This window comes from Mycobacterium sp. (assembly GCF_965229105.1).
Taxonomy (GTDB): Bacteria; Actinomycetota; Actinomycetes; order Mycobacteriales; family Mycobacteriaceae; genus Mycobacterium.
Genome location: NZ_OZ245858.1, coordinates 123,244 through 135,319 on the forward strand (window position 1 = coordinate 123,244; position 12,076 = coordinate 135,319).

Consider the following 12,076-nt stretch of genomic DNA (forward strand, 5'->3'; position numbering starts at 1 on the left):
CGCTTAGCTGCGGGCCAGCACCAACACCGGCGCGGGTTCCACGCCGACGGCAACTCGTGCACCAGGGCTGAACGCCTGCGCCCGCGCGCTGCTCATCTGCGCCACCACCACCGTGCCATCGGCCAGTGTCGCCGTGACGGTGGAAATCGGGCCGAGGAAAGCGACCGCGGCCACCGTCGCGGTGCCGTCCGCATCGGCGGTGATCGTCACCGCTTCTGGCCGGACCATGGCCATGCCCGATCCGGTGCCGACTGAGCCTCTGAGCACAGGCACCTCTGCGCCGAGCACCAATGCCGACCCGTCCGCCACCGTGGCGGGCACCTTGTTGTGCAGACCGACGAATTCGGCGACGAACGGGGTCGCCGGGGTGGCGTAGAGCTGCGCCGGTGGGGCGATCTGTTCGAGCCTGCCCTGGCTCATCACCCCGACCCGATCGGCGACCGCGAGGGCTTCCTCCTGATCGTGGGTGACGAAAAGTGTTGTCGTGCCGACCTCCAACTGAACGCGGCGGATCTCATCGCGCAGCGTGACGCGCACTTTCGCATCCAGTGCCGAGAGCGGCTCGTCCAGCAACAGCACCTGCGGCTGGATTGCCAGGGCACGGGCCAGCGCCACCCGCTGCTGCTGCCCGCCGGAAAGTTGATTGGCGTATTTCTGCTTGTGCTCGGTCAATCCGACCAGATCGAGCATGTCTGCGGCCCGAGAAGTGCGCTCCGCCTTTGCTTTTCCCCGCAGCTTGAGTCCGAAAGCGACATTGTCCAGGACGGTCAGATGCGGGAAGAGGCTATAGGCCTGAAAGACCATGCCCATATCGCGCTTGTTCGCGGGCAGGGTGGTGATATCGCGACCCCCGACCGCCACCGTGCCCGACGTGGGATCGTCCAGACCGGCGAGGATGCGCAACGCCGTGGTCTTCCCGCAGCCCGACGGTCCCAGCAGGGCCACCAGCTCCCCTGGTTCGAGGTGCAGCGTCAGTCCGTCGAGCGCCTTCACCGAGCCGTACACGCGAGTGAGGTCGGTCAGGTCCACGGCAACCCCGGATCGGGTGCGTGCGGTCATGTAGAAACTCCAGACGCGGTGATGGGTGTGGGTGCGCTCGGGTCAGGGTCCACGGCCCCATGCTTACCCCGTCGGGTGAGAAGCGATAGCGCCAACAACAGGACGAAACCGAACAGCAACACCGCCAGCGAAGCGGCCACCGATGTCGGCCCATCGCTTTTGCCGATCAAGACGATCTGCACCTGTAACGTCTCGAATCCACTCAGTGAAGCGATGGTGTACTCGCCGAGCACGACAGCAATGGAGATGAAGGCCGCCGACAGGATTCCCGACCAGATGTTCGGCACGATGACCCGCACGATGGTAGTCACCCAGCCTGCGCCGAGTGATCGGGCCGCTTCTGAAAGCGTCTGCAGGTCAATAGAAGACAGCGCACCATCAAGCGAGCGGTACGCGAACGGCAGCACGATCACGACGTAGACGAATGTCAGTGTCAGTGCTGATTCCCCCAGCAGAAACGTCACCCACAGGTAGACGTTGCGCAGACCGACGACGATCACCAGGGCGGGGATCGTCAGTGGTAGCAGGCAGAGAAATTCGATCAGCCCCTTTGCCCACGGTGCCCGCAGCCGAACCCAGATCATGGTCGGCACCAGGACCAGCAGCATCACCGCCACCGTGAACACCGCAAGCATCAACGAGATCACGATCGACTGATAGAGCGCCTCATCCTGGATCAGGTTCAGCCATGGTTGCAACGTGCGCCCGCCCTGCAGCAGATTACGGGTGCTGAAATCCGCCATCGCGTAGAGGGGGAACAAGAAGAACAGTCCGAACAACACCAGTAGGACACCGCGAAAGATCTTGCCGCTGAAGCTGATCTGCTTCATCGCAGCCAACGTGACGTACGGCGGACCAGGATGTTGTAGGACACCATGACAATCGCGACGACGACGATCATCTCGAGTGCGAGCGCATAGGCGAAACCGGCCTGCCCCAGCACCACCTCACTGGTGAGCGCCGAACGGATCAACAGCGGCAGAATCGGACTGCCCTGGCTGACCAGTGCCGCGGCGGTCGCATACGCCGCGAAGGCGTTGGCGAACAGCAACAGCGCCGAGCCGAGGAACGCCGGCATCAGCAACGGGAATGCCACCTCACGCCAGTACTGCCAGGTTGATGCGCCGAGGCTGACAGCGGCCTCCCGCCACTGATCGCGTAGCCCCTCAAGGGCGGGCAGGAACACGATCACCATCAGTGGGATCTGAAAGTAGGTGTAGACCAGCACCAGCCCACTGAGGCCGTAGAGCCAGCCGTTGCCGGCAAGGTTCCAGCCGATGTGCTCCTGCACCCACAAGGTCAGCACACCGTTTAAGCCGATGGTCGCCAGGAAAGCGAATGCCAATGCCACACCGCCGAATTGGGCAAGCACACTGCACAGCGACAGCACTGCCCGGCGAAACGCCGATGACGCCGGGCTGGAGACGATCAGCCAGGCCAGCACCGCGCCGAGGATCGCACCAAGCACCGCGGTACTACCTGAGAGCAAAACACTGCGCCACAACGCGGTCAGGGCTGTGTCGGAAAACAGCGCGCCGATCCGCTCCAGCGAGAAGGTGCCGTCGAGGAAGAACGCGCTGACGATCACCGTCACCGTTGGGATGATCAGGAACACGCCGACGAACGCCAGGAAGGGCAGCAGCGGCAGCCCGTCACGGATTTTCCGGCTGACGCCCGACACGTCAGCCGATCGCCTTGGCCCAGTTCTCGGCCAGGTACTTGGTGGCCTTATCGCTTTGTTCCTGCGTCAGAACGGTTGTCGGCCCGTCGATGGCAGGCAGCTCACGCGCGGCCGCCGCATCGATCGTGCCCGCCGCAATCATCGCGTCAGCTCGCACCGGGCGGACACCGCCTGCGGCATAAAGGTTCTGGCCCTCGTCGCTGAACAAGAACTCCTGCCAGAGCCGGGCCGCCGCGGGATGCGGTGCTTCTTTGTTGATGGCCTGGTTGTAGTAACCGGCCACCGCCGCGTTCTCCGGCACCAACACCTGCCAGGTCGGGAGCTTCTTGGTCTCACCAGCGTTGAGGTAGTTCCAGTCGATGACCACCGGCGTCTGCCCCGATTCGATGGTCGCCGCCGTCGGGTCGACGGGCAGGAAGTTCCCCGCCTGCTTCAGCTTCCGGAAGAACTCGACGCCGGGGGCGATATCGTCGGCCGAGCCACCCTGGGTCAGCGCCACCATCACCACACCCGCGAACGCTGCACCGGCCTGCGTCGGATCGCCGTTGAGCGCCACCTTGCCCTGATATTCAGGTTTGAGCAGATCGTCGACGGAGGTCACCGGCGGCACCTTCGCGGTATCGAACCCGATGGACATGTAGCCGCCGTAGTCGTTCACCCAGGCACCGTTTGCGTCCTTCATCTGGGCGGGGATGTCGTCGAACTTCTCCACCTTGTAGGGCGCGAACATCGAGACATTGGCCAGGGCTACTGACTGCCCGAGGTCGAACACGTCCGGCGCGGTGCTCTTGCCCTTCTGCTGGGTAGCGGCGTTGATCTCGTCCTGGCTGGAGGCGTCGGGCTGCGCTGAGGTGACCTTGATGCCGTACTTGTCCTCGAACGCTTTGATGACGGCGCCGTAGTTGGCCCAGTCCGGCGGCAGGGCGATGACGTTGAGCTGGCCCTCCTTCTTGGCCGCCTCGACCAGCGCGTCCATCCCGCCGAGATCAGCCGCGGACGTCGCCGCGCCGGCATCGCTGTCGGCGGCTTTCTTCTCCGGCGGGGCGCACGCCGCCAGCCCGACGACGACGAGCGATGCGGCGGCAACAGCAGTCAGGAGGCGACGGATTGTTCTCATAGCCAGACCTTCCGGTGGGCAGGAAACGGAGGGGTGAACGGACGGGTTGTCAGCGGTGACCGTCAGCCGAATTCGAACCGGCGTGCCGGGAGAACGGTAGCCGTTGCGGCGGGTCGTCAAACACGAAATCCCCCAACTGCTGTTGGGGGATTTCGTGTTTGACGGTGAGTCGGATCAGATCAGATGCGACTGAAGGTCGGGCTTCATCTGCTGCAGCTGCTGTCCCCAGTACGCCCAGTTGTGCGTGCCGTTGTCGGGGAAGTTGAAGACACCGTTGTTACCGCCCGCGGCGATGTAATTGTCGCGGAAGGTGATATTGGTGCGGATGGTCAGACCCTCCAGGAAGGTGGCAGGCAGGTCGCCGCCACCGAGCTCGCTGGGTGTGCCGTTACCGCAATACACCCACAGACGGGTGCCGTTGGCGACGAGGGTCGGGATCTGCACCATCGGGTCGTTGCGCTTCCAGCCGCTGTTCGGGTCCTGGGTCGGACCCCACATGTCGTTGGCCTTGAAGCCGCCGGCATCACCCATGGAGATGTTGATCAGGAACGGCCAGGAGCCCTCGGAGGGGTTCAGGAAGCCCGACAGCGAGGCAGCATAGGTGAACTGACCCGGGTGGTAGACCGACAGGATCATCGATGCCGAACCGGCCATCGACAGTCCGACGGCGGCGTTGTTCGTCGAGCGCACGTTGCGGTTGGCAGCGAGCCAACCCGGCAGCTCGGAGGTCAAGAAGGTTTCCCACTTGTAGGTCTGGCAGCCGGCTTTGCCGCAGGCCGGCGAGTACCAGTCCGCGTAGAAGCTGGACTGTCCGCCGACAGGCATCACGATCGACAGACCGGAGTCGAGGTACCACTCGAACGCCTGGGTGTTGATATCCCAGCCGTTGAAGTCGTCCTGCGCGCGCAGTCCGTCGAGCAGGTAGACGGCCGGTGAGTTGTCACCGCCACTTTGGAACTGGACCTTGATATCCCTGCCCATGGACGGCGAGGGAACCATCAGGTATTCGACCGGCAGGCCCGGACGGGAGAAGGCTCCCGCAGTGGCAGCTTGGCCGGTGAGGCCGATCAGACCAGGCAACGCGGCGGCGGCCACCGCGGCGACTCCGAGTCGGCGGGCCCACTTGCCTCGCAACATGTCAACCAGTTTCATCTGTGCCTTCCAGCCAATCTGTGTTTGCGACATCACACGGTGTCGCGACTTCAATATCCGCCATGCTTTCTATTGACGGATGCCCTGTTCAAGACGCTATTCCATAAAGACATAGTGCTCCCCTACGGCGTGACCATACATGGCGACACGCTAAAGGCGGTAGTGGAACGCGTGCGTTCCAGCTGGTAAGTGCCGAGTGCAAAGACACGCGCCGCTGCGCGTGTTTTGTCAATCATGACGTTTGCCCCGTCTGCGGTACCGTCTATCGAATGGCTCGAGCTGCGCAAACAGCCCGCAGCGAACGCACCAGGGAAGCGCTGCGACAAGCCGCGCTAGTGAGGTTTCTGGCACAGGGTGTCGAAGACACTTCCGCCGAGCAGATCGCCGCTGACGCCGGGGTGTCGCTGCGGACCTTCTATCGGCATTTCACCTCCAAACACGACCTGCTGTTCGCCGACTATGACGCGGGTCTGCACTGGTTCCGGACCGCGCTGGAAGCCCGACCGGTGGGCGAACCCCTCATCGCCGCGGTGCAGGCGGCCATCTTTGCCTTCCCGTACGACGTCAGCGCGGTGACGAAGATCGCCACGCTGCGGTCCAGCGAGCTCGATCCGGACCGGATCGTCCGGCACCTGCATCAGGTCGAGGCCGATTTCGCCGCAGCCGTCGAGGCCCGCATCACCGGGGGCGATCCGAGCGTCGCGCAGGGCTCCGTCGACGCGCGCCTCGGCGTGAAAGTCACCGCGCGCTGCATCTCCGCAGCGGTGTTCGGAGCGATGGAAGTGTGGATGCTCAGCGCCGACCGATCACTGGCCGAGTTGGCTCGGTTGTGTCGTGACGCGCTCACGTCTCTGGAATGCGGCCTCCAAATGGGACCCGTCGCCCCCTAAGTTTTGTCATAATTGACAAAACTTTTTCTGGAGCGCGGGGAGGACGGATATGTCACATTCCGACAACACGGGGTTCGATGCCATCGTGATCGGGGCCGGACACAACGGCCTCACCACCGCGGCCGTCCTGCAAAAGGCCGGTCTGCGCACGGTCTGCGTGGACGCCAAGCTGTACGCGGGCGGGATGGCGTCGACCGTGGAGCTCTTCAAAGACGGAGAGGCCGGCTATCAGTTCGAGATAGCGGGTTCGGTGCAGGTCCCAACGTCGGCGGTGGTGAGCCGGGAGCTCGGCCTGGACACATTGCCCACTGTCGACCTCGACGTGATGTCGGTATCGCTGCGCGGAGTCGGGGACGAACCCGTCATCTACTACACCGACCCGATGAAGCTGCTCACCCACCTCAACGAGGTGCACGGCGCCGAGGCGGTCAACGGGATGGCCGGTCTGATGGCCTGGTGTCAGGCACCGACGCGAGCGCTGGGCCGCTTCGAAGCCGGCCAGCCGCCCAAGACGCTGGATGAGATGTACGCCTGTGCGACTAACGAATTCGAGCGGTCCACGATCACCGACCTGCTCTTTGGATCGGTCACCGACATCCTCGACCGGTATCTGCCGGACCGCGAGAAGCACGGTGCACTGCGGGGGATGCTCTCGCTGCTGGCCGTCAACACCACCTATCGCGGGCCGGCGACGCCGGGCACCGCGGCGGCACTGGCCTACGGGTTCGCTGTTCCCGACGAGAACACGGTGCTGGTGAAGAAATTGCGCGGCGGCATCGGCGCACTCACCACTCACCTTCTCGAGCTCTTCACCGCACACGGTGGCGAGGTACGGCTGCGCAGCAAGGTCGACGAGATCACCGTCGCCGACGGCCGGGTCACCGGCGTCCGACTCGACGACGGTTCGACGCTGTCCGCACCGATCGTCGTGTCCAGCCTGGCCCCTGACCTCACGGTCAACGGTCTCGTCGATTCCGGGGCGCTGCCCGCGGAGATCCGCGAACGCTTCACCCGCATCGACCATCGCGGCAGCTATCTGCAGATGCACTTCGCCCTCGACGGCATACCGGAATTCGCAGCGCCGTATGAAGTGCTCAACGATCCGGCCATGCAGTCCAACATCGGCATCTTCAGCACGCCGGAGGAATTGCAGCAGCAGTGGGAGGACTGCCGGCGCGGCATCGTTCCTGCCGATCCGTCTATCGCACTACAGATTCCCTCGGTCAACGATCCAGGCCTGGCCCCCGCGGGTAAGCATGCGGCGTCGGCGTTTTCACTGTGGTTCCCGATCGAGGAAAGCGAATCGAGCTACGGCGAGATGAAGACCGAGATGGGCCAACGCGTGATCGACAAGATCACCCGGCTGGCCCCGAACTTCGAGAGCCTGATCTCACGGCACACGACGTTCACGCCCAAACATATGGGCACCATGTTCGGCGCCCCCGGCGGTGACTACTGCCACGGGTTGCTGCATTCCGATCAGATCGGACCGAACCGACCCGGCCCCAAGGGGTATTTGGATCAGCCCCTGCCGGTGGACGGGCTGTATCTGGCGAGCGCAGGCTGCCATGGCGGGCCGGGAATCACCTTCATCCCCGGCTACAACGCGGCCCTGCAGGCACTGGCCGACCGAGGGTAGTGTCCGGCGCGTGGCAGCACGCGATCACGGCGACCCTGGTGATGCACCTTCGGTTCCTTCTCCGCTGACCGAGGTGGTCAACCCGGTCCGGCCGACGGCGGCCGAGGAGGCCAGGACCATCGCCGCGACCACCAACACCGGCACCCTGGCGAGCCTCACCGCGACCGGCGATCCGTGGGCATCGTTTGTCACGTACGGGTTGCTCGACGGTGCGCCGGTGCTGTGTGTCTCCCAGATGGCCGAACACGGCCGCAACCTGGCACGTGACCAGCGCGCCAGCATCGCGATCGTTGCGCCCGCGACCGACGCTGACCCGCTCGCTAACGGCCGGATCACCCTCGCCGGGGTAGTAGAGCACCCGGCCGGTGACGAATTGGCCGCCGCCAGGGCCGCGCATATCGCCGCGGTACCCGCCGCCAAGTACTACGTCGACTACAGCGATTTCGCGTTATGGGTGCTGCGGGTGCACCGGGTGCGATGGGTGGGTGGTTATGGCCGGATGGATTCCGCGACGGCCGAGGCGTATTCGGCGGCAGCCCCCGACCCGGTGCAGCCCCACGCCGCAGGAGCGATCGCCCATCTCAACGCCGATCACGCCGAGTCGCTGGCGTTGATGGCGCGCGCGCTCGGCGGTTTCCCCGATACGGTCTCCGCGCTGTGCACGGGCGCCGACCGCTACGGGCTCGACCTCAAGGTCACCACCCAACGCGGTGTCGCCTACACCCGCGTCGGGTACGCCGACCCCATCGACTCGGTCGGCGAGTTACGCTCCGCCACAGTGAAACTAGTGGAGATCGCGCGGAAGTGACGATCGACCAACGGACCAAGGATCGGTTCGCTGACGCATCAGTGGCCCGACTCGCGACGGCTACGGCCGACGGGGTGCCGCACCTGGTGCCAATCGCGTTCGCGGTGCACGAAGATACCGTTTACACCGCCATTGATGGCAAACCGAAGACGACCCAACGGTTGCGGCGGCTGGTCAATATCGAACAGAACCCTCGGGTCAGCGTGCTGGTCGACCACTATGGACAGGACTGGAGCCAGCTGTGGTGGGTGCGCGCCGACGGTATCGCCCGCGTACACCACGACGACACCGTCGTCGAGCTCGGACAAACCCTGCTTCGGGCCAAATACCCTCAGTATGAATCCGTTTCGCTGGATGGACCGGTGATCGCCATCGAGGTGACCCGCTGGGCATCCTGGTCAGGCTAATCTCAAGTTCATGTACACCCCGGCCTTCAACACCGTCGATGACGAGGCAGTCGTCCGGGCCATGGTGGCCGATATCGGATCGGCGCAGTTCGTGACCGTCGACACCGACGGATTCCCCACCGCCACATTGCTTCCCATCATCTGGGAGCACCACACCGTGGTGGCCCATATCGCGCGCGCCAACCCGCAGTGGCGAACTCTGGCCGATGACAGTCCGGCGCTGTTGATCTGCGCCGGCCCGCAGGCCTACATCAGCCCATCGTGGTACGCCGCGAAATACGAACACGGCCGCGTCGTCCCGACCTGGAACTACAGCGCCGTGCACCTCACCGGCACGGTGCGCGTGCACCACGACCCGGGCTGGCTACACGAGGCGGTGGAGCGGCTCACCGTCGAACACGAAAGCGCGCGCGCCCAGCCATGGCGGATCACCGACGCACCGCAGGCCTACCTGCAGGGTCAGCTGGGCGGCATCGTCGGCCTGGAGTTCACCGTGCACCGTGTCGAAGCGAAGGCCAAGCTCAGCCAGAACCGGTCCGCCGCGGACCAGCGCGGCGTCATCGCCGGTCTGCGCGGCGAGGACGACGCGGGGGCCGAGGCGATCGCCTTGGCTATGGAAAGACGGGCAATGGAAACAGGGATGACGGCCGGGCTGCCAGACTAACCACGGATCGCTGTGATGTGATGGCGAGATGACACCGCCCGGATGCAGTATCCGCGGCCGGGTTTGGCGGGGCGGCAAACCGCAGGACGATTTCGACTTCGACAGCATCTCCGACTATCTCGTCGAGGACGACGCGCTGTTCTGGGTCGATATGTATAACCCCGACCACGAGGCCCTCTCCGAGCTGGCCGCTGAGCTGGGCCTCAATATCTGGGCCGTCGAGGATGCGGTCGCGCCATCGGAGCGGGTCAAGGCGACGGTCTACGGCACCCATACGTTTTTCACGGTCTACGCGGTCGATATCGTGCCGCCGAGCACCACCGACGATTCGCTGTCGCAATTGTCCAAACACCGCATCTCGGCGTTCGTCCTGCCGCGGGGCCTGGTCACCGTCAGGTTGGCGCCGGACTGGGATATCGACCTGGTGTCGCAACGCTGGGATGAGCTCGGCGGGCAGCAGTACGGCGTCAGCGCGCTCGTGCACGGATTGCTCGATGTCGTGGTCGACGGGCATTTCGACGCGGTGCAGGTCCTCGACGACAGCGTGGAAGCCATCGAGGACGAACTCTTCGACCCGCCGTCACAGAAGTCGGGGTTGCAACGTCGCACCTTCAGCTTGCGCAAGGACCTGGTCAGCCTGCGGCGGGTGGTGCTACCCATGCGTGAGGTGGTCAACGCCATCCAGCATCACCGACTCGACGCGAACAAGGCACCCGAGCTCGACCCGCTGTATGTCGATCTCTACGACCATGTCCTGCGGGTCTCGGAGTGGACCGAATCGGTGCGCGACATGGTCACCACCGTGTTCGAGACCAATCTGTCGCTGCAGGACGCCCGACTCAACACGGTGATGAAAAAACTCACCGGTTGGGCGGCCATCATCGCCGTACCCACGGCGATCACCGGTTTCTACGGGCAGAACGTGCCCTATCCGGGCTACGGGGTGAGCTGGGGCTTCATCGCCAGCAGCGCGTTGATCGTGGTGATCGTCGCGGCGCTCTACGTCGGCTTCCGGCGCCGTGACTGGCTGTGACCCAGCGCTGATTCCGGGGACCGCTAAGGTCCCCGTCATGGGTTTCACCCGCTACGTCGCGATCGGCGACAGCCAGACCGAAGGCCTGTGGGACGGCGACGATTCGAGCGCCCTGTTGGGATTTGCCGATCGGCTGGCCGGCCGCCTCGATGAGCTCTACCCCGGCCTGCTGTACGCCAACCTCGCGGTCCGCGGCAAGCGAGTCGGCGATGTTCTCCACGACCAACTGCCACAGGCGTTGTCGATGAACCCCGATCTCATCACGGTTTGCGTCGGGATGAACGACGCGACACTGCCCGGGCGTTCTTTTGAACGGGCCCTCGTCCAGCTCGACACGCTGCACGCGCGGTTGGCCGATTCGGGTGCCACCGTGGTGACGACGACGTTCCCCGATGTGGCGAAAACCCTGCCGGTGGGTCGGTTGCTGGCCGCTCGGATCATCCGGATCAACGCCGCGATCCGCAGCGCTGCAACGCAATACGGGTTCAACCTGGTGGATCTCTACGCCGCGCCGTCGATGACCGAACGCGATACCTGGAGCACCGACCGGCTACACGCATCAACCAAGGGACACATCCTCTTTGCCGCAGCTGCAGCCGAGTCCCTCGGACTGCCAGGCAGCGATCACGCCTGGGCCCACTCAGATGGCGCCGGCGATGCACCTGGGCCCGGTGCCCGCGCCTACGCGCAGCTGCAGTGGACCCGCAACATGCTTGCGCCGTGGATCTGGCGGCATCTGCGGGGCCGTTCCGCCTTTGATGGCCGGGCCGCGAAACGCCCTGCACTGCAAGGCGTTAGGTGATGACGCAAGGGTGGGCAGCACCCGAGGTGGTCGACAAGGGTGCAGCAGATGCTCAGCATCCGACACCCCTGCTGTTCGTTCACGGCGCCTTCCACGCAGCGTGGTGTTGGGATGAACACTTTCTAGAATTCTTCGCCGATCGGGGATATCACGCCCTGGCGCTGAACCTGCGCGGCCACGGAAACAGCGCTTCGCCGACCGCGCTGAACCAGTGCTCGGTCGCCGACTATGTGTACGACGTGCACACCGTTGCCCAGGGTTTGCCGACCCCGCCGGTGGTGATCGGCCATTCGATGGGCGGCTTCGTCGTGCAGAAGTATCTGGCCGCCCACGACGCACCCGCGGGCGTGCTCGTCGCCTCCGCGCCGCCCCGCGGTCTGCTGCCCGCGATGGCGCGCATCGTGGCAAACCATCCGCGGCACTGCGCCAGGTCCAGGACGGTCGGCAAGCCGCTGGACTTCTTCGGCACGCGCGAGATCGCGCGGGCGCTGTTCTACAGCCGCGACACCCCAGAGGAACTCATCGTTCGTTACGTCGGTCGGCTCCAGGACGAGAGCACCCGGGTGTTGTACCGGGACCTGACGTTCGGCGACCTGGCACGGCCCGAAGAGGTGACCGCACCTGTGCTGGTTCTCGGTGCCGAATGGGATGGTTTCTTCAACAGGCGGGAAGTGCTGGCGACGGCGCGGGCGTATCGGACCCAGGCCGAGTTCTTTCCGGCGATGGGCCACAACATGATGCTGGAACCACGTTGGGCCGCAGTTGCCGGACGCATCGACAGCTGGCTGGTTGGGAAAGGTTTGTAACACAACCTCTGCGATCTG

General features: G+C 64.8%; 13 protein-coding genes. 8 read left to right on the forward strand and 5 right to left on the reverse strand.

What is annotated here, in order from left to right; translation table 11 throughout:
- Positions 1-3 precede the first annotated feature (3 nt).
- The 5 genes from ADBZ9O_RS00570 to ADBZ9O_RS00590 form a co-directional block, all read right to left on the reverse strand.
- The gene (locus tag ADBZ9O_RS00570) at positions 4-1,059 is read right to left on the reverse strand and encodes an ABC transporter ATP-binding protein (protein ID WP_526527545.1); all 1,056 of its coding nucleotides are present in this window, start codon (positions 1,057-1,059) and stop codon (positions 4-6) included.
- Positions 1,056-1,889, reverse strand: coding sequence for an ABC transporter permease (locus ADBZ9O_RS00575; RefSeq protein WP_526527546.1), 834 nt, complete (start codon positions 1,887-1,889; stop codon positions 1,056-1,058). Before ADBZ9O_RS00575 ends, ADBZ9O_RS00570 begins: the two co-directional genes overlap by 4 nt.
- Positions 1,886-2,740, reverse strand: coding sequence for an ABC transporter permease (locus tag ADBZ9O_RS00580; protein WP_526527547.1), 855 nt, complete (start codon positions 2,738-2,740; stop codon positions 1,886-1,888). The genes ADBZ9O_RS00575 and ADBZ9O_RS00580 overlap by 4 nt, the downstream gene beginning before the upstream one ends.
- 1 nt (position 2,741) lies before the next feature.
- The gene (locus ADBZ9O_RS00585; RefSeq protein WP_526527548.1) at positions 2,742-3,857 is read right to left on the reverse strand and encodes an extracellular solute-binding protein; all 1,116 of its coding nucleotides are present in this window, start codon (positions 3,855-3,857) and stop codon (positions 2,742-2,744) included.
- A 174-nt stretch (positions 3,858-4,031) separates the two neighbouring features.
- A complete protein-coding gene (locus ADBZ9O_RS00590) occupies positions 4,032-5,009 on the reverse strand; it encodes an alpha/beta hydrolase (RefSeq protein ID WP_526527549.1) in 978 nt (325 codons plus the stop codon).
- Between the two features lie 269 nt (positions 5,010-5,278).
- On the opposite strand from ADBZ9O_RS00590, the gene ADBZ9O_RS00595 reads away from it, so the two are divergent.
- Genes ADBZ9O_RS00595 through ADBZ9O_RS00630 form a run of 8 tightly spaced genes read left to right on the forward strand, consistent with a single transcriptional unit; the run spans position 5,279 to position 12,058 of the window.
- Positions 5,279-5,899 carry a TetR/AcrR family transcriptional regulator gene (locus ADBZ9O_RS00595; RefSeq protein ID WP_526527550.1) on the forward strand — a complete coding sequence of 207 codons (621 nt, stop codon included), beginning with the start codon at positions 5,279-5,281 and terminating at the stop codon, positions 5,897-5,899.
- Positions 5,900-5,948: 49 nt separating this feature from the next.
- Positions 5,949-7,538 carry a phytoene desaturase family protein gene (locus tag ADBZ9O_RS00600; protein WP_526527551.1) on the forward strand — a complete coding sequence of 530 codons (1,590 nt, stop codon included), beginning with the start codon at positions 5,949-5,951 and terminating at the stop codon, positions 7,536-7,538.
- 10 nt (positions 7,539-7,548) lie between these two features.
- Positions 7,549-8,346, forward strand: coding sequence for a HugZ family pyridoxamine 5'-phosphate oxidase (locus ADBZ9O_RS00605; protein ID WP_526527552.1), 798 nt, complete (start codon positions 7,549-7,551; stop codon positions 8,344-8,346).
- Between the two features lie 2 nt (positions 8,347-8,348).
- Complete coding sequence (locus ADBZ9O_RS00610) at positions 8,349-8,753, forward strand: TIGR03668 family PPOX class F420-dependent oxidoreductase (protein ID WP_526533748.1); 405 nt, start codon at positions 8,349-8,351, stop codon at positions 8,751-8,753.
- A 10-nt stretch (positions 8,754-8,763) separates the two neighbouring features.
- Positions 8,764-9,417 carry an FMN-binding negative transcriptional regulator gene (locus tag ADBZ9O_RS00615; protein ID WP_526527553.1) on the forward strand — a complete coding sequence of 218 codons (654 nt, stop codon included), beginning with the start codon at positions 8,764-8,766 and terminating at the stop codon, positions 9,415-9,417.
- A 28-nt stretch (positions 9,418-9,445) separates the two neighbouring features.
- The gene (locus tag ADBZ9O_RS00620) at positions 9,446-10,450 is read left to right on the forward strand and encodes a magnesium transporter CorA family protein (protein ID WP_526527554.1); all 1,005 of its coding nucleotides are present in this window, start codon (positions 9,446-9,448) and stop codon (positions 10,448-10,450) included.
- 37 nt (positions 10,451-10,487) lie between these two features.
- Entirely contained in the window at positions 10,488-11,252 is a 765-nt protein-coding gene (locus ADBZ9O_RS00625; RefSeq protein ID WP_526527555.1) for an SGNH/GDSL hydrolase family protein, read from the forward strand.
- The gene (locus ADBZ9O_RS00630) at positions 11,252-12,058 is read left to right on the forward strand and encodes an alpha/beta hydrolase (protein ID WP_526527556.1); all 807 of its coding nucleotides are present in this window, start codon (positions 11,252-11,254) and stop codon (positions 12,056-12,058) included. Before ADBZ9O_RS00625 ends, ADBZ9O_RS00630 begins: the two co-directional genes overlap by 1 nt.
- Positions 12,059-12,076 lie beyond the last annotated feature (18 nt).

Excerpts from the sequence above, each read along its gene's own strand:
- ADBZ9O_RS00630 (WP_526527556.1), top strand. The coding sequence starts at position 11,252 with ATGACGCAAGGGTGGGCAGCACCCGAGGTGGTCGACAAGGGTGCAGCA.
- ADBZ9O_RS00590 (WP_526527549.1), bottom strand. The coding sequence starts at position 5,009 with ATGAAACTGGTTGACATGTTGCGAGGCAAGTGGGCCCGCCGACTCGGA.
- ADBZ9O_RS00585 (WP_526527548.1), bottom strand. The coding sequence starts at position 3,857 with ATGAGAACAATCCGTCGCCTCCTGACTGCTGTTGCCGCCGCATCGCTC.
- ADBZ9O_RS00595 (WP_526527550.1), top strand. The coding sequence starts at position 5,279 with ATGGCTCGAGCTGCGCAAACAGCCCGCAGCGAACGCACCAGGGAAGCG.
- ADBZ9O_RS00615 (WP_526527553.1), top strand. The coding sequence starts at position 8,764 with ATGTACACCCCGGCCTTCAACACCGTCGATGACGAGGCAGTCGTCCGG.
- ADBZ9O_RS00575 (WP_526527546.1), bottom strand. The coding sequence starts at position 1,889 with ATGAAGCAGATCAGCTTCAGCGGCAAGATCTTTCGCGGTGTCCTACTG.
- ADBZ9O_RS00600 (WP_526527551.1), top strand. The coding sequence starts at position 5,949 with ATGTCACATTCCGACAACACGGGGTTCGATGCCATCGTGATCGGGGCC.
- ADBZ9O_RS00570 (WP_526527545.1), bottom strand. The coding sequence starts at position 1,059 with ATGACCGCACGCACCCGATCCGGGGTTGCCGTGGACCTGACCGACCTC.
- ADBZ9O_RS00620 (WP_526527554.1), top strand. The coding sequence starts at position 9,446 with ATGACACCGCCCGGATGCAGTATCCGCGGCCGGGTTTGGCGGGGCGGC.
- ADBZ9O_RS00625 (WP_526527555.1), top strand. The coding sequence starts at position 10,488 with ATGGGTTTCACCCGCTACGTCGCGATCGGCGACAGCCAGACCGAAGGC.